The following is a 15,598-nucleotide window of genomic DNA, read 5'->3' as shown; positions in this document are numbered from 1 at the left end:
CGCTGTGGTGAGCGCCGCGCTACTGACCTCGGACCTGGCGCGGCAGGTCGTCGAGCGGACGATGAGCGTCATCGACCGCAACGTCAACGTGATGGACCCGCTCGGGGTCATCCTGGCCTCGGGTCACGACGACCGGATCGGCGCCGTGCACGAAGGTGCACTCCTCGCGGCACAGCAGGACCGAGTCGTGGAGATCGCTCGCTCCGACGCACTGGCACTGCACGGCGTCCAGCCCGGGATCAACCTGCCGCTGCGTTCCCACGGCCAGCTGGTCGGGGTCGTCGGCATCACCGGCGACCCGGAAGAAGTACGGCTCCTCGGCGACCTGATCAGAGTGACCGCGGAGCTCATGGTCGACCAGGCCCGGGCCGCGGAGTCCCGCCAGTGGCGCTACCGGGAGCGGGAGGAGTTCATCGGCCATGCCGCCGCCGGACGGCTCGCCCCGCGCGAGATCACGGAGTGGGCCGCAGGCCTGGACATCGACCTCGAGAGGCCCCGCCGGGCGACCGTCATCGCGCCGGCCGCCCGGACGCAGACGCACACGGACGCTCTGCTCGGACTCCAGCGGGACCTGGCGCAGGTACGCGGCGTCCTGGTCGGCCGGGTGGAGCCGCAGGAGCTCGTCGTCTTCAGCCCCGCCGGTCGCACTTCTGGCCCGAACGTGGATGTCGCGGCGCTGCTGCGTGCAGCGGAGGGTGATCTCCGACATGCCACCGGTCGCGCCTTCACCGGGTCAGCCGCGTTCGAGCATGCCTACCTGACGGCTCGCGACACACTGACCGTCACCGGCCTCATCGACGCGACCGGTGGAGCGTACGACTTCGACGACGTGCCGTTGCTCGCCCTGGTCAGGGGCATGGGCGACGGGTGGCGAGGCGACCTGCTCGCCGAGCCGTGGCGGCGGCTGGTCGCCGCCGACCGGTCCGGCGAGCTGGTCGCCACCTTCGGTGCCTACATCCAGCAGAACGCCAGCCCGACGGCCGCTGCCGGGGCGCTGCACGTCCACCGCAACACCGTCCGCTACCGCCTCGCCCGGATCGGCGAGATCACCGGTCTGCGGATGGACCACCTGCCCGACGTCCTGATGCTCTACCTCGGACCGGTGCTCGGCTCGGAACGGTAGCCGCACCCTCTTGTGCAGGTGCACAACATCTGGTCCCCGGGCCTTGGCCATCTGCCTGTGGACGCCATCACATCGCGCAACAGATGCTGTGCAGCACGTGCCTGGCACAGGCCAGGCGTACGCCGTTCCTGTACGACGATGAAGGACCTTTCATGGCCGACCTACTGATCCTGATCGCCTTGGTGACCGGGCTGATCCTGCTCACCGCATGGGCACGGATGCACCCGTTCCTGGCACTCCTGCTGACCGCGCTGGTCGGCGGCCTGGCCTTCGGGCTACCGCCCCTCACCGAAGGGGACACCCCGGGCGTCGTCGCCATCGCTACCGGCGGCTTCGGCGCGACCCTGGGCGGAATCGGGATCGTGATCATCCTCGGCACGATCATCGGAGTCTTCCTGGACCGGTCCGGTGCCGCGATCACGATGGCCGACGCCATCGTGAAGGTGCTCGGCCGGCGGTTCCCGACGCTGACGATGAGCATCATCGGCTACGTCGTGTCGATCCCCGTCTTCTGCGACTCCGGGTACGTCATCCTCAACTCCCTCAAGGAGTCGATGGCCGCCCGCACGCGCACCAGCCCGGTCGCGATGTCGGTCGCCCTGGCCACCGGTCTCTACGCCACCCACACGCTGGTCCCGCCGACGCCCGGCCCGATCGCCGCTGCCGGCAACCTGGGCCTCGACGCGAAGCTCGGTCTGGTGATGGCCATGGGACTCCTGGTCGGTCTCGTCTCCGCCGCAGCGGGGATGCTGTGGGCGACCCGTTTCCGCGACGTACAGCCCGATGGTGCCTCGGACGCCGAGGTCGATCGCCGTATCGCCGACTTCGAGAAGCTCGCCAACACCGTCCAGCGGCCGGGTGCCGCGATGGCGTTCGCCCCGATCGTGATCCCGATCCTGCTGATCATGCTCGGCTCCGCGATGTCGCTCCCCTTCCTGCCCGGCACCGACACGTTGGCCGCAGACGTGCTGCGCTTCGTCGGCCAGCCGGTCATCGCGCTGCTGATCGGCCTGGCGATCGCCGTCGCCGGTCTGCGCCCGAGAAACCACGACAAGACCGTGACCGACCGTGTCGCCGAGGGCATCGTCGATGCCGCCCCGATCCTCCTCATCACCGGGGCCGGCGGCGCGTTCGGTGCCGTCATCCAGGCGACCGACATCGGCACCTACCTCGGCACGGAGCTGTCCGCCCTGGGCATCGGGATCCTGGTGCCGTTCCTGATCGCGGCCGCGCTGAAGACGGCCCAGGGTTCCTCGACGGTGTCGATGGTCACCACCTCCGCCCTGGTCGCGCCCCTGGTCGCCGACCTGGGCCTGGGCAGCGACATGGGCCGTACGCTGGTCGTGCTCGCGATCGGCCTGGGGGCGATGACCGTCTCGCACGCCAACGACAGCTACTTCTGGGTGGTCAGCCAGTTCAGCCGGATGAGCGTGCAGCAGGCCTACCGCGCTCAGACGATGGCCACGCTGGTCCAAGGGGTCGCGGGCATGCTCGTGGTCCTTCCGCTGTCGTTCCTGATCGCCTGAGCCATGCGCGTCGTCATCGCTCCGGACTCATTCAAGGGCAGCTGCGAGAGCCCGGCGGCAGCGGCTGCCATCGCGGCCGGGTGGCGGCGCGGAGCGCCGGGCTGGGAGACCGTCAGCCTGCCCGTCGCCGACGGGGGAGAAGGCACGCTGCACGCGCTGATCGGCTCCCTCGGCGGCCAGATCGTCCGTCACACGGTCACCGGGCCGCACGGTCGGCCGGTCGACGCGGAGCTCGGTCTCATCCCGGCCGAGGGGCCTGCGGGCCGGCTGACCGGCGTGGTCGAGATGGCGTCCGCGTCGGGACTGCACCTGGTCGATCCCACGCCCGAGAGCGCCGCGGCTGCCACCACGTACGGAACCGGCGAGCTGATCAAGGCGGCCCTCGACGCTGGGGTCGAACGGCTCATCCTCACCCTGGGCGGCAGCGCGACCACCGACGGGGGCGTCGGAATGGCCCAGGCGCTCGGCGTACGTTTCACGACCACGACCGGCGCCCATGTGGCACCCGGCGGCGCCGGTCTGCGCGACATCGCCACGGTCGATCTCGCGGCTGTGCACCCCGGCCTGGCGCGATGCGAGGTGATCGCGGCGTGCGACGTGGACAACCCGCTGCAGGGTCCACGCGGTGCCGCCAGCGTCTTCGGCCCGCAGAAGGGGGCGGACGAGGCGACCGTCGAGATGCTCGACGCGGGGCTGCGCCGGCTCGGCCAGGTGTGCGCCTCGCTGGCTGACCCGGAGTCTCCGGGGGCCGGGGCAGCGGGCGGGCTGGGGTTCGCGGCGCTCGCCTTCCTGGGTGCCGAGCTGCGCTCGGGCTTCGAGTTGGTCGCCGACGCCGTCGGGCTCGGCTCCGCGATCGCCGGCGCGGACCTGGTCATCACCGGCGAGGGCAGGCTGGACACCCAGTCTCTCGGAGGCAAGACCCCTGTCGGCGTGATGCGGCTGGCCCAGGCACAGGATGTCCCTGTGGTCGTGATCGCGGGCGACGTGTCCCAGGGCGCGAGCGAGGCGCTCGCGGCCGGCATGACCGCGGTGTTCTCCGCATCTCCCGGCCCCGGGCCGCTGGCCGATGCGCTGGACCGTGTCGAGGATGACCTGTCGCGGGTCGCGGAGTCGATCGCGCGGCTGTGGGGTGCCGCGTCGGCCGGCTAGCGGGCAGTCTCTGAACCTGAGACATCGCAAAGCTTGGACGGGAGGGAGGGTTTTCGCAGGTCAGGCGTCGATGCTCGACGGCGGCGATCGTACGTCACAGGCGGTTCGCTGCCCGATCGGGGCTGATCCCGGTCTAGAGTGTCATAGGTCCCGGGACCGGCAAGCTCCCCGGACCGTCACCAACCTCAACCAAACAGCACCTCGGGGGAATCAATGCTCTACGACGACATCGTGGCCGAGTTCCACTGGTCACCGGAGCAGATGTCGCCGCCGTTCGACCTGCACGCGGCGAACGAGCTGGTCCGCAAGAAGATCGAGAGCCGGCGCGCCTCGGCGCAGACCAACGGCCAGCAGAGGCCACCGGCTCGGCAGCGGACCGCGAGGCCGGCGACCGGCGGCAGCGGGAGCGGACCGCTCGCCGGCAACAACGTCTGAGCCAGACCTCGGCTGAACGTGAACCGCCCCCGGCCACATCGTGGCCGGGGGCGGTTTCGTCGACGGTCAGTGGAACTTCTTGCCGGTGACCTTCTCGGAGATGCCCTCGCGGTCGAGGAGCTGGGTGATGCCGCCGTTCCAGAACTGGAAGCCGGCACCGGTGATCATCGCCAGGTCGATGTCCTCGGCGGCCTGGGCGACGCCCTCCTCGAGCATCCGGCCGATCTCGTCGGCGATGGCCTCGAGGGCCTGCTGGCGGGCCTCCTCGGCGGTCTTGACCACGTCGCCGGAGACGAGCAGCGCCTCGACCTCGGGGTCGAGGGTGCGCCCGTCGGGACCGAAGAAGGAGCTCTTCTTGGCCTCGACGACCCGGTGGAGGTTCTCGGAGAGGTGGAACCGGTCGGGGAAGGCCTTCGCGAGCGTCTCGTTGTTGTGGTACGCGATCGCCGGGCCGACCAGGCCGATCAGCGCGAACGGGCCCATCGGCGCGACACCGGCGAAGGCGGACTCGACGACGTCGATCGGGGTGCCCTCGTCGGCGACCTTGGAGACCTCGCCCATGAAGCGGCCCAGGAGCCGGTTCACGATGAAGGACGGGCTGTCCTTGACCAGGATGGAGGTCTTCTTCAGCGACTTCGAGACCGAGAACGCCGTGGCCAGGGCCGCGTCGGACGTCTTCTCGCCGCGGATGATCTCCAGCAGCGGCATCACCGCGACCGGGTTGAAGAAGTGGAAGCCCACGACCCGCTCGGGGTTCTTCAGGTCGGCGGCCATCTCGGTGATCGAGAGGCTCGAGGTGTTCGTGGCGAAGACCGCGGTCTCCGGCGCGACGGCCTCGGCGTTGGCGAAGACGGTCTTCTTGACGCCCATCTCCTCGAAGACGGCCTCGATGATGAAGTCGGCGTCGGAGAAGGCCTCCGCGTAGTCGATCGACGACGTCACGAGCGCCTTGAGGCGGTTGGTCGCGTCCTGCGAGGCGCGGCCCTTGGCGAGCTTCTTGTCGAGCTCGGCGTGGACGTACGCCACGCCCTTGTCGGCACGCTCCTGGTCCAGGTCGACCATGACGACCGGCACCTTGAGACGCTGGACGAAGAGCAGCGCGAACTGCGAGGCCATCAGCCCGGCACCGATGATGCCGACCTTGGTGACCTTCTGCGCGAGCGCCTTGTCGGGCGCGCCGGCGGGACGCTTGGCGCGCTTCTGCACCAGGTCGAAGGAGTAGAGCGAGGCGAGCAGCTGCGGGGTCTTCGACATCGCCACGAGAGCGTCGTTCTCGGCCGCGAAGCCCTCGTCGCGGGTCGCGGTCTTGGCCAGGGTGAGCAGCTCGACGGCCTTCTTGGCGGCCGGGGAGGCGTCGCCGGTCTTGGCCCAGGCGAAGAAGCCGGCGTTCTTGGCAGTCTCGTCCCAGGCCGCGCCCCGGTCGATCTCCTCACGCTCAACGGACACGTCGCCGGACAGAATGCCGTCGGCCCACAGCAGCGACTGCTCGAGGTAGTCGGCGCCGCCGAACATCGCGTCCGCGATGCCCAGGTCGAACGCCTCGGTGCCCTTGAGCACCTTGCCGTTGTTGAGCGGGTTCTCGATGAAGACCTTGGCCGCCTTCGCCGGACCGATCAGGTTCGGCAGCAGGTAGCCACCGCCCCAGCCCGGGATCAGGCCGAGCATGACCTCGGGCAGGCCGACGGCCGGCACCGAGTCCTGGATCGTGCGGTAGTCGGCGTGCAGCGCGACCTCGAGGCCGCCACCGAGCGCGAGCCCGTTGATGAAGCCGAAGGACGGCTTCTTGACCCCGTCGGCGCCGTCGCCCAGCTTGCGGAAGACCGCGTGACCGAGCTCGGCGATCGTACGGATCCCGTCGGGGCCCCCCGCCTGCAGCGAGGTCAGGTCGGCACCGGCCGCGAGGATGAACGGCTTGCCGGTCACCGCGATCGCGTCGATTTCGGGGTCGGCCAGGGCCGCGTCGTACGCCGTGTTGAGCTCGACCAGCGACTTCGGCCCGAACGTGTTCGGCCGGGTGTGGTCGTGCCCGTTGTCGAGGGTGACCAGACCGAGGACCTTGCCGGAGGGCAGGGTGACCTTCGCCAGCTTGGCCGCGGTCACGACCTCGTCGTCGGAGAAGAGCTTCTCCACGTCCGCGAGAAGCGTGTTGATGTCAGTCACTTCGACTCCCCAGTCCAGTTCGGGTTCTCCCAGATGACCGTGCCGCCCATACCCAGGCCGATGCACATGGTGGTGAGGCCGTAGCGGACCTCGGGGCGCTCCTCGAACTGGCGGGCGAGCTGGATCATCAGCCGCACACCGGAGGAGGCCAGCGGGTGACCGAACGCGATCGCGCCGCCGTAGGGGTTCACGCGCTCGTCGTCCTCGGCGATGCCGAAGTGGTCCAGGAACGCGAGCACCTGGATCGCGAACGCCTCGTTGACCTCGAATGCCTCGATGTCGTCGATCGTGAGACCGGCCTTGGCCAGCGCCTTCTCGGTCGACGGGATCGGGCCGACGGCCATGACCTCGGGGGCGACGCCGGCGAAGGCGTACGACACCAGCCGCATCTTGATCGGCAGACCGAGCTCGCGGGCGACGTCCTCGGAGGCCAGCAGCGAAGCGGTCGCGCCGTCGTTGATGCCCGCCGCGTTGCCCGCGGTCACGCGGCCGTGCGGACGGAACGGGGTCTTCAGCTTGGCCAGGTCCTCGGTGGTGGTGCCGGGACGCATCGGCTCGTCGGTGGTGGCCAGGCCCCAGCCGTTCTCGGCCGAGCGGGTGGCGACGGGGACCAGGTCGGGCTGGATCTTGCCGTCGGCGTACGCCTTGGCCGCCAGCTCCTGGGAGCGGACGGCGAACGCGTCGGTGCGCTCCTTGGTGATCGCCGGGTAGCGGTCGTGGACGTTCTCGGCGGTGTTGCCCATGACGAGCGCCGAGGGGTCGACGAGCTTCTCGGAGATGATCCGCGGGTTGGGGTCGACGCCCTCGCCCATCGGGTGGCGGCCCATGTGCTCGACACCGCCGGCGATGACGACGTCGTAGGCGCCGAAGGCGATGCCGCCGGCGGTCGTGGTGACCGCGGTCATCGCGCCGGCGCACATCCGGTCGATGGCGTAGCCGGGGACGGACTGCGGAAGCCCGGCGAGCAGGCCCGCGGTGCGGCCGATCGTCAGGCCCTGGTCGCCGATCTGCGTGGTCGCGGCGATGGCGACCTCGTCGATCCGCTCGGGGGGAAGCTCAGGGTTGCGGCGCGTGAGCTCACGGATGAGCTTGACGACGAGGTCGTCTGCGCGGGTTTCGGCGTACTGGCCCTTGGCCTTGCCGAAAGGTGTGCGTACGCCGTCGACGAAGACGACTTCTCGCAGCTGTCGGGTCACCGTGTCACTCCATGTGGGTTGCCGGTCGATTGCCGCCGGGCGGCGCTGTTGGTGCGGGCACGGGTGGTGCCCGTCGCTTACATTACCCGCTAGTAACAACGGCCGCACCGAGGGGGAGGTCACACTGGCTCTCGCAGGGGCGATCGCCGGTCTCCGCGCGTCGGCTTGGGAATAACGCGGGCGTCCAGGATGCTGCGCTGTCGTCATGTGGAAGCGTGTATTGAGAAGGTTGAGCCCCAGGGTCGCGATCCCTGGCGAGGCGAGCGACGACGAGGCCCGCGAGGGCCGTACGCAACGGGAGGAGACACCGATGGCCGGATCACGACTGGTGCACATCGTGGACGACCTGCCCGAGGAGATCATCCTTGCCGGAGGTGACCAGCTGCCGCTGGTGGTTGTCCTGGACGGCTTCCTCGACGCGGGCAAGGCCGCCGAGCGCGCCGCGGCCCATCTGATCCAGACCTCGAGGCGAGCGCCGGTGGTGGCGACCTTCGATGTCGACGAGCTCCACGACTACCGGGCCCGCCGCCCGGCGATCTCGTTCGTCAGCGACCACTACGAGTCCTTCGACGCGCCGCGGCTGGTCGTCCGGCTGCTCAAGGACACCGGCGACGCGCCCTACCTCCTGCTGCACGGCCCGGAGCCGGACAACCGTTGGGAGGCCTTCGCCGGCGCCGTACGCGAGGTCATCGAGCGCCTCGGCGTAACCGAGGTGATCTCGCTCGCCTCGGTGCCGATGGCGGTGCCGCACACCCGGCCGCTGACCACGACCAGGCACGCCAACGACCCGGCGCAGGAGCTCGCCGGCCAGGTCTGGGAGAGCCAGTGGAAGGGCGAGATCCGGATCCCGGCCTCCGCTCAGGCCCTGGTTGAGGTACGCCTGGGGGAGTGGGGCCACCCGGCGGGCGGCTATGTCGTGCACATGCCGCACTACCTGGCCCAGAGCGACTACCCGGCCGCGGCGGTCGTGCTCGTCGAGGCGCTCGAGCGCGCCGCCCGGCTGACGATCCCGGTCTCCGACCTGGAGGCCGAGGCGCAGCGCCGCGAGGAGGAGATCGCCTCCTACATCGAGGACAATGCTGAGGTGCGGGAGGTCGTGGCCGCTCTCGAGCAGCAGTACGACACCTTCCAGCGCGGCGAGGAGTCCGGACGCTCGCTCCTGGCGCCCGACGAGCCGCTGCCGACCGGCGACGAGCTCGGCGAGCAGTTCGAGCAGTTCCTGGCCGGGCTGAACGGCCCCGACCCCGATGACAACCCTGAGAAGGATTGAGAGACACTCACTCCCATGACGACCGACGCCGTAGCGGCGGATCAGGCAGTGGCCGAGCTGGTAGGCGTGCTCGACCTGGTCGAGATCGACAAGGACCTCTTCCACGGTGCCACCACGACCCGTAACTCGCGCGGGCGCGCCTACGGCGGCCAGGTGGCCGCCCAGGCGCTGATGGCAGCGGTCCGGTCGGCCGATCCGGCCTTCACGGTGCACTCGATGCACTCCTACTTCTTGCTGCCGGGTGACCCGTCCTACCCGATCGTCTATGACGTCGAGCGGATCCGCGACGGGCGCTCCTTCGAGACGCGGCGGGTCCGGGCGCGCCAGAAGGGGCGCGACATCTACTACCTCACCGCCAACTTCCAGCGTGAGGAGTCAGGCTTCGAGCACCAGGACGCGATGCCGTCCGTCCCGGCGCCCGAGAAGTGCATCGACTTCCTGAAGATGATGGCCGACTCCGGCAGCCCCGAGGCCGTCTCGCTGGCGCGCGAGTGGGAGGCGGTCGAGGTGCGTGCCGTCGGCAACTCGCTGCTCGGCATCAAGCCCGACCCGACCCATCCCGCGCAGCAGCGTCTCTGGATCCGGCTGGGCGCCTCGCTCCCTGACGATCCCGACATCCAGCGCGGCGCCTTCACCTGGGCCTCCGACATCTCGCTGCTCGGCGCCTCCCTGGCGGCCCACTCGCTGGACCACAAGGGCATCCAGATGGCCTCGCTCGACCACACCATCTGGTTCCACCGCCCGTTCCGCGCCGACGAGTGGTGGCTCTACGACCAGGAGAGCCCCTCGGCCTACGGCGGTCGTGGCCTGTCCATCGGGCGGGTCTTCACCGCCGACGGCATCCTGGCGGCCACGGTCGCTCAAGAGGGCCTCATCCGCCCGCCCCGCGGCTGACCCTTCGCCGAGTCGGCCCGTCCTGACGCGACTCGGCGCTTCTGTCTCATAATCGTGGCTAGAAATAGGCCGGCGCACTATCGCACACGCTGGTCGTCTGCCGCGATAGCGCACCGACCCCGCGGGCTAAGGTGGCGCCGTGGATCAGATCACCGTGTACGAGAAGCCGACCTGCACGACGTGTCGGAACCTGTTCGTTCTCCTGAAGGAGGAGGGCGTCGACTTCGAGAAGGTCGACTACCACGTGCTCGGCCTGCGGACCGAGGAGGTCAAGGACATCCTGGCGAAGACCGGCCTGAGCGCTCGTGACGTGCTGCGGAAGCGCGAGCCGGTCTACAAGGAGCTCGACCTGGGCAACCGCGACCTCTCCGAGGACGAGCTGGTCGCGCTGATGGTCGAGCACCCTGCCCTGCTGCAGCGCCCGATCGTGCTCAAGGGCGATCGCGGCGTGCTCGCCCGGCCTATCGAGAAGGTCCGCGAGCTCTTCTGAGATGCGGCGCTGGTCAGGCGCGCAGTCGCTCGACCGGCTGACCGGTGGTGCGGGTGATCAGATCGACGTCGTTGTCGGCGTGGAGGACGGTGAGGTCGGCCTCCTCCGCGACCGCAGCGACCAGCAGGTCCGGGACCGACGGTGCCCGGTGGCGGCCGTCGCGGAGAACGATCCGCTGGATCTCCAGCGCACGTGCCTCGGTCCGCGGCGTGAGGGTCGCGAGCGGCATGTGGATCACCGGCACGTCCTCGACGAGATCGGACCATTCCCGCTCCGAGCGGGCCAGGTGGCCGATCTCGAGCAGTGTGGTGGTGGTGATGCGTACTTGTCCCAGCTCGATCAGGCGGGACCACTTCTCAGCGTCTGGGCTGGTGGACATCCGGGCGAGTGCCGACCGGTGCATCAGCCAGGGTCGCCTCACGACCATGCGTCACGCATCAGACCCCGGTCGGCGAGCGGGGCGAACTTCGCGAAGTCGCCGCCGGCCACGGGTCGCGCCGGTGGCAGCGGACGCAGTGCGTCGGGCGTGAACCATCGGCGGAGATACTCGTTGCGGGTGAGCCCGAGCCGCGTCGCCTCGGTGTCGATGCGCGCGAGCTCGTCATCCGAGAGGCCTCGGATCAGTACGTCGGACATGTCTGTCCACCTCCTGGACGCAAGATGGTAGCCGAGGACAGGGCGTCGAGGTGGGATCAGGGGCGGGTCGCGCGGTGGACCCAGGTGGACTCGACCTCCATGCCGACGTGGCGGTAGAGGTCGAGGGCGCCGGTGCGGGAGTCCGTCGACAAGGTCGCACGCGTCGCTCCATGGGCCCGGGCAGCGCCGAACGCGTCGGCGAGGAGCGCCTGGGCCAGGCCACGGTTGCGCTGGTCCTCCCGGGTGGCCAGCCTGCTGACGTACCCCTCCCGGCCGTCCTCGGTCATCACCAGCACCGCCGCGGCGACCACGGCGCCGTCCGGGTCGGTGATGACGCGGACGTTCCACGGCTCGGCGCCGGGACGCTCGATGGTCGTGGCGACCCAGTCGGCATAGGGCTCCCGCTCGCGCTCGGACCACTCCAGGAAGGCGTCCTCGATCACGGTCCACACCTGCTCGTGGTCCTGCGGGCCGGCAGCCCTGGTGGCGTACGCCTCGGGCAGCTCCCGCACCGGGATCGCCGCATCCTCCGGCAGCGCCAGCACCCAGGACTCCCAGCGTGGGAACCAGCCCAGCGACTCGAGCAGCCGGTCGCCGGGCGAGCCCTGGGGGACCGGCATGCCGATGACCGGCTCCCCGAGCTCGGCGGCGCGGGCGCTGATCCAGCCGGCCAGAGCGGTGCCGATCCCGTGACCCCAGTGGTCGGGGTGGACGGCCGAGTCGGCTCGGGCACCGCCGGAGCACTCCGCGTAGGCCACCAGCTCACCATCGGGTCCGAGCGCGCCGACGGTGGCCGCACTGACGTCGAAGGAGGGCCGCTGCCACTCCGCGACGATGTCGGCCTCCTCGATGAGGACCTCGCCCACGGTGGCCAGCTCGTTCGCCGCCATCACGCGGGTCACGGCGGCGGCATCGGCGAGTGTCAACGGCCGCTCGGTGTAGCGCGGCGGGAGCTGGAGTGGGGCGGGCATGCGAGCACCGTCTCACCTGCAGGACCCGGGCCGCCACGGGTTAAATCGTGGCGGCCCTCAGCGTCACAGAGCGGTCGTACGCCCCACCAGGTGGAGCGTGTCCGAGCCGCGCTTGTGGAGCGAGAAGTCGTAGCCGTCCAGGTGCTTGAGCGACCCGAACGCGACCGAGGAGGGCAGGAAGACGGGCTTCTTGAACGCGACATCCACCCGCACCGCGCCCGGCAGCCGGTTCTCCAGTGCCGCGATGCAGCGCGCCTTGGTCCACATCCCGTGCGCGATCTGCCTCTTGAAGCCGAGCGCCTTCGCGGTCAGCGGGTAGAGGTGGATCGGGTTGTAGTCGCCGGCGACCTTGGCGTAGCGCCGGCCCAGGTCGGCCTTGAGCGGGAAGACCGGCCCGGACGGATCCACGTCGATCAGGTCAGACTTCCAGGAGACGTCGGGGTTGCGCTTCCCGCGGACGAGGTACGTCGAGGTGGACTCCCACACGACCTCGCCCTCGACGGTGGCGACGGTGAGGAACCGGTACGCCTTGCCGACCGGGTGCGGCTCGGGCTGCCCCACGGTCGCGGTGACCGCGACCGCCTCGCCGACCGAGACCGGGCGGTAGCCGCTGATCGAGTTCTCGATGTGGACCATCCCCATCGCGGGCGAGGGGAAGTCTGGCGAGGACATCAGCGCCATGTGCAGCGGGAAGGCCAGCATGTGCGGGTAGGGGAGCGGCGCGGTGTCCTTGATCGGGAAGCCGCACAGCTCGGCGTAGGCGTCGACCGCGTCCCGCTCGAGGACGACGGGCTCGCGGGTGAGGCTGAGCTCCTCGTAGGCGACGCCGGTCTTCTTGATCCCCGGGAGCGCGTTGATGCCGGGGATGGCCGGCAGCGCGGCCCGGACGAGAAGAGCGGGACCGGACCTGCCGGTGAAGCTGGGCTCGGTCTTGGGCGTGCTCATCAGGCCCCCAGCATCATCTGGCCGCAGACCCGCACGACGTTGCCGTTGACGCCGGTGGAGGCCGGCGAGGCGTACCAGGCGATGGTCTCGGCGACGTCGACCGGCAGGCCGCCCTGGGCCATCGCGTTGAGCCGCTGTCCGACCTCACGCGTCGCGAACGGCACGGCCGCGGTCATCTGGGTGATGATGAAGCCCGGCGCGACCGCGTTGACGGTGATGCCGTCGGGAAGCTCCTCGGCCAGCGAGTCGACGAAGCCGATGACGGCGGCCTTCGAGGCGCCGTAAGAGGTCTGGCCGAGGTTTCCGGCGATGCCGGCGATCGAGGAGACGCCGATGATGCGACCGTTGGGGCGGATCAGCTTCTGCTCGAGCAGTTCGGCGGTGATCCGCTCCGGCGCGCTGATGTTGATCTCGAGCACCTTGCCGAAGCGGTCGGCCTTCTGGTTGGCCAGCTTCTTGTCGAGGGTGACGCCGGCGTTGTGCACGACGATGTCGACGCCGCCGAACTTCTCCTGGAGGTAGGCGGCGATCGTGGCCGGTGCGTCCGCGGAGGTGATGTCGGCGGTGATGTAGTCGGGGGTGACCTTCTTCAGGTCGTCCTCGGCGGGCGGGATGTCGAGACCGACGACGGTCGCGCCGTCGCGCTGCAGCACCTTGGCGATCTCCTCGCCGATGCCGCGCGCGGCGCCGGTGACGAGCGCGACCTTGCCGGTCAGCGGCTTCTTCGGGTCCACCTGCTCGGCGGCGGGGGAGGCGTTCTTGGTGCCGATCCGCACGACCTGGCCCGAGACGTAGGCGCTCTTCGGGGAGAGCAGGAAGGCCAGCGTGGAGAGCAACGAGCCCTCGAAGCCCTCGGCGACGTAGACGAGCTGGACGGTGCCGCCCTTGCCGATCTCCTTGCCGAGGCTGCGGGTGAAGCCCTCCAGCGCGCGCTGGGCGACCCGCTCTGCGCCCTTGAGCTGCTCGGGCGGGGTGCCGATCACGACGACGCGCGGGTTGTTCTCCAGGCTGCGCAGCACCGGGGTGAAGAACTCCTGGAGCGCGACCAGGTCAGCGGTCGAGGTGAGGCCGGTGGCGTCGAAGACGAGGCCCTTGAACTTGGCGCCGGCGGTGGCGGAGTCTGTCGAGGTGATGTCCAGCTCGCCTAGGAGCCCGCCCAGCGACTCGGCCAGACGACCACGTCCGCCGACGAGGACGGTGCCCTTCACGAGCGGGGCACCGGCTGCGTACCGCTCGAGCTTGGCGGGGCTCGGCAGCCCGAGGTTCTTGACGAGGACCTTGCCGATCGCCGACTGGGTGAAGCTCTGGTACTTGTCGCTCATGGTCTCTCTGATCCTTCTGGACGTGGTCTCTGAGGCGTACGTTGGTATGTTACTGGCCAGTTGTAACTAGGCGTGTAACTCGGTGTCCACTTTTCGTGATCTCTCTGACATACCCTTCTCCAAAGCGCTTCATCAGACAAGGATGAACTCATGACCACCACTCGTCGTGTCGCCATCGTGGGCGGCAACCGTATTCCTTTCGCCCGCTCCAACGGTGCGTACGCGACCGCGTCCAACCAGGAGATGTTCACCGCCGTCCTCGACGGACTCGCCGCTCGCTTCGGCATCGAGGGCGAGCGCATCGGTGAGGTCGCCTCCGGGGCGGTGCTCAAGCACTCGCGCGACTTCAACCTGACCCGCGAGTCGGTGCTCGGCTCCAAGCTCGCCCCCGAGACTGCTGCCGTCGACCTGCAGCAGGCCTGCGGCACCGGCCTCCAGGCCGCGACCTACATCGCCAACAAGATCGCGCTCGGCCAGATCGACTCCGGCATCGCGGGCGGCACCGACACCACCTCCGACGCGCCGATCGCGCTGGGCGAGAAGCTCCGCAAGGTCCTGCTCGAGGCCAACCGCGCCAAGACCAACATCGACCGCGTCAAGGCCTTCGCCAAGCTCCGCCCGGCCGACGTCATCCCCAACATCCCGGCCAACGTCGAGCCGCGCACCAAGCTCTCCATGGGTGAGCACGCCGCGCTGACCGCGCAGGAGTGGGGCATCACCCGCGAGGCCCAGGACGAGCTGGCCGCCGCCTCCCACCAGAAGCTCGGCGCCGCGTACGAGGCCGGCTGGTTCGAGGACCAGATCACCCCGTTCCGCGGTCTGGAGAAGGACAACAACCTCCGCCCGGGCTCGACCGTGGAGAAGCTCGCGACGCTCAAGCCCGTCTTCGGGGTCAAGGGCGAGAACCCGACCATGACGGCCGGCAACTCGACGCCGCTGACCGACGGCGCCTCGGCCGTACTCTTCGCGAGCGAGGAGTGGGCCGCCGCCAAGAACCTGCCGGTCCTGGCCTACTTCGTCGACGCCGAGGTCGCCGCGGTCGACTACGTCGCCGGTGGCGAGGGCCTGCTGATGGCTCCCGCCTACGCCGTCCCGCGCCTCCTCGCCCGCAACGGCCTGACCTTCGACGACTTCGACTTCTTCGAGATCCACGAGGCGTTCGCGTCGCAGGTCCTCTCGACCCTCGCCGCCTGGGAGTCCCCGGACTTCTGCAAGGACAAGCTCGGCCTCGACGCCCCGCTGGGGTCGGTCCCGCGCGAGAAGCTCAACGTCAAGGGCTCCAGCCTCGCCGCCGGCCACCCCTTCGCCGCAACCGGCGGCCGGATCATCAACAACCTCGCCAAGCTGCTCAATGAGAAGGGCTCCGGCCGCGGCCTGATCTCGGTCTGCGCCTAGTTCTGATTCTGTTCCACTAGATTCTTTTGGATCACTGCTTGGTGCAGATTCGCCAAAAACAGCCTCCCAAATAGCGTCTTTCATAA

Annotated in this window: 15 protein-coding genes; 8 read left to right on the top strand and 7 right to left on the bottom strand. The window is 69.7% G+C overall.

The annotated features are described in order from the left end of the window. Positions 1-7 precede the first annotated feature (7 nt). The 4 genes from ABTW65_RS04035 (at position 8) to ABTW65_RS04020 (ending at position 4,233) form a co-directional block, all read left to right on the top strand. Positions 8-1,123 (top strand): sugar diacid recognition domain-containing protein, encoded by a 1,116-nt coding sequence (locus ABTW65_RS04035; RefSeq protein ID WP_350658650.1) that lies wholly within the window; start codon positions 8-10, stop codon positions 1,121-1,123. Between the two features lie 152 nt (positions 1,124-1,275). Further along, positions 1,276-2,649, top strand: a complete 1,374-nt coding sequence (locus tag ABTW65_RS04030) for a GntP family permease (RefSeq protein ID WP_350658649.1) — start codon at positions 1,276-1,278, stop codon at positions 2,647-2,649. A 3-nt stretch (positions 2,650-2,652) separates the two neighbouring features. After that, a complete protein-coding gene (locus ABTW65_RS04025) occupies positions 2,653-3,798 on the top strand; it encodes a glycerate kinase (RefSeq protein ID WP_350658648.1) in 1,146 nt (381 codons plus the stop codon). Positions 3,799-4,011: 213 nt separating this feature from the next. Then, positions 4,012-4,233, top strand: coding sequence for a hypothetical protein (locus tag ABTW65_RS04020; RefSeq protein ID WP_350658647.1), 222 nt, complete (start codon positions 4,012-4,014; stop codon positions 4,231-4,233). 66 nt (positions 4,234-4,299) lie between these two features. Here the strand turns inward: ABTW65_RS04020 and ABTW65_RS04015 are convergent, their stop codons facing one another. Both ABTW65_RS04015 and ABTW65_RS04010 read right to left on the bottom strand, forming a co-directional pair. Further along, positions 4,300-6,393, bottom strand: a complete 2,094-nt coding sequence (locus tag ABTW65_RS04015; RefSeq protein ID WP_350658646.1) for a 3-hydroxyacyl-CoA dehydrogenase NAD-binding domain-containing protein — start codon at positions 6,391-6,393, stop codon at positions 4,300-4,302. After that, positions 6,390-7,589: a thiolase family protein gene (locus tag ABTW65_RS04010; RefSeq protein ID WP_350658645.1), complete on the bottom strand. Its 1,200-nt coding sequence runs from the start codon at positions 7,587-7,589 to the stop codon at positions 6,390-6,392. The genes ABTW65_RS04015 and ABTW65_RS04010 overlap by 4 nt, the downstream gene beginning before the upstream one ends. Before the next feature lie 229 nt (positions 7,590-7,818). Here ABTW65_RS04010 and ABTW65_RS04005 point away from each other — a divergent pair, with 229 nt between their 5' ends. From ABTW65_RS04005 to ABTW65_RS03995, 3 genes are all read left to right on the top strand, one after another. Continuing rightward, complete coding sequence (locus ABTW65_RS04005) at positions 7,819-8,859, top strand: proteasome assembly chaperone family protein (RefSeq protein ID WP_350658644.1); 1,041 nt, start codon at positions 7,819-7,821, stop codon at positions 8,857-8,859. 15 nt (positions 8,860-8,874) lie between these two features. After that, positions 8,875-9,753: an acyl-CoA thioesterase gene (locus ABTW65_RS04000; protein WP_350658643.1), complete on the top strand. Its 879-nt coding sequence runs from the start codon at positions 8,875-8,877 to the stop codon at positions 9,751-9,753. A gap of 139 nt (positions 9,754-9,892) precedes the next feature. Continuing rightward, a complete protein-coding gene (locus ABTW65_RS03995) occupies positions 9,893-10,243 on the top strand; it encodes an arsenate reductase family protein (RefSeq protein WP_350658642.1) in 351 nt (116 codons plus the stop codon). A 13-nt stretch (positions 10,244-10,256) separates the two neighbouring features. On the opposite strand, the gene ABTW65_RS03990 is transcribed toward ABTW65_RS03995, so the two are convergent. From ABTW65_RS03990 to ABTW65_RS03970, 5 genes are all read right to left on the bottom strand, one after another. Continuing rightward, on the bottom strand, positions 10,257-10,622 hold the full coding sequence (locus ABTW65_RS03990) for a PIN domain-containing protein (protein ID WP_350658641.1): 366 nt from the start codon (positions 10,620-10,622) through the stop codon (positions 10,257-10,259). A gap of 38 nt (positions 10,623-10,660) precedes the next feature. Beyond that, the gene (gene vapB, locus ABTW65_RS03985) at positions 10,661-10,879 is read right to left on the bottom strand and encodes a type II toxin-antitoxin system VapB family antitoxin (protein ID WP_091041496.1); all 219 of its coding nucleotides are present in this window, start codon (positions 10,877-10,879) and stop codon (positions 10,661-10,663) included. A gap of 56 nt (positions 10,880-10,935) precedes the next feature. After that, the gene (locus ABTW65_RS03980; protein ID WP_350658639.1) at positions 10,936-11,850 is read right to left on the bottom strand and encodes a GNAT family N-acetyltransferase; all 915 of its coding nucleotides are present in this window, start codon (positions 11,848-11,850) and stop codon (positions 10,936-10,938) included. A 63-nt stretch (positions 11,851-11,913) separates the two neighbouring features. Beyond that, positions 11,914-12,795, bottom strand: coding sequence for a MaoC/PaaZ C-terminal domain-containing protein (locus ABTW65_RS03975; protein WP_350658638.1), 882 nt, complete (start codon positions 12,793-12,795; stop codon positions 11,914-11,916). Then, positions 12,795-14,117 carry a 3-oxoacyl-ACP reductase gene (locus tag ABTW65_RS03970; RefSeq protein WP_350658637.1) on the bottom strand — a complete coding sequence of 441 codons (1,323 nt, stop codon included), beginning with the start codon at positions 14,115-14,117 and terminating at the stop codon, positions 12,795-12,797. The genes ABTW65_RS03975 and ABTW65_RS03970 overlap by 1 nt, the downstream gene beginning before the upstream one ends. A 150-nt stretch (positions 14,118-14,267) precedes the next feature. Here ABTW65_RS03970 and ABTW65_RS03965 point away from each other — a divergent pair, with 150 nt between their 5' ends. After that, positions 14,268-15,512 (top strand): acetyl-CoA C-acetyltransferase, encoded by a 1,245-nt coding sequence (locus ABTW65_RS03965; protein ID WP_350658636.1) that lies wholly within the window; start codon positions 14,268-14,270, stop codon positions 15,510-15,512. The last annotated feature ends 86 nt before the right edge of the window (positions 15,513-15,598 follow it).

This window comes from Nocardioides sp. NPDC127503 (genome assembly GCF_040302165.1).
Classification (GTDB): Bacteria; Actinomycetota; Actinomycetes; order Propionibacteriales; family Nocardioidaceae; genus Nocardioides.
This window is presented reverse-complemented; position numbering and strand designations above follow the sequence as displayed.

What these genes read in the sequence shown, in the direction of transcription:
- ABTW65_RS04030 (WP_350658649.1), top strand. Translation starts at nt 1,276, where the DNA reads ATGGCCGACCTACTGATCCTGATCGCCTTGGTGACCGGGCTGATCCTG.
- ABTW65_RS04025 (WP_350658648.1), top strand. Translation starts at nt 2,653, where the DNA reads ATGCGCGTCGTCATCGCTCCGGACTCATTCAAGGGCAGCTGCGAGAGC.
- ABTW65_RS04020 (WP_350658647.1), top strand. Translation starts at nt 4,012, where the DNA reads ATGCTCTACGACGACATCGTGGCCGAGTTCCACTGGTCACCGGAGCAG.
- ABTW65_RS04000 (WP_350658643.1), top strand. Translation starts at nt 8,875, where the DNA reads ATGACGACCGACGCCGTAGCGGCGGATCAGGCAGTGGCCGAGCTGGTA.
- ABTW65_RS03990 (WP_350658641.1), bottom strand. Translation starts at nt 10,622, where the DNA reads ATGTCCACCAGCCCAGACGCTGAGAAGTGGTCCCGCCTGATCGAGCTG.
- vapB (WP_091041496.1), bottom strand. Translation starts at nt 10,879, where the DNA reads ATGTCCGACGTACTGATCCGAGGCCTCTCGGATGACGAGCTCGCGCGC.
- ABTW65_RS03980 (WP_350658639.1), bottom strand. Translation starts at nt 11,850, where the DNA reads ATGCCCGCCCCACTCCAGCTCCCGCCGCGCTACACCGAGCGGCCGTTG.
- ABTW65_RS03975 (WP_350658638.1), bottom strand. Translation starts at nt 12,795, where the DNA reads ATGAGCACGCCCAAGACCGAGCCCAGCTTCACCGGCAGGTCCGGTCCC.
- ABTW65_RS03970 (WP_350658637.1), bottom strand. Translation starts at nt 14,117, where the DNA reads ATGAGCGACAAGTACCAGAGCTTCACCCAGTCGGCGATCGGCAAGGTC.
- ABTW65_RS03965 (WP_350658636.1), top strand. Translation starts at nt 14,268, where the DNA reads ATGACCACCACTCGTCGTGTCGCCATCGTGGGCGGCAACCGTATTCCT.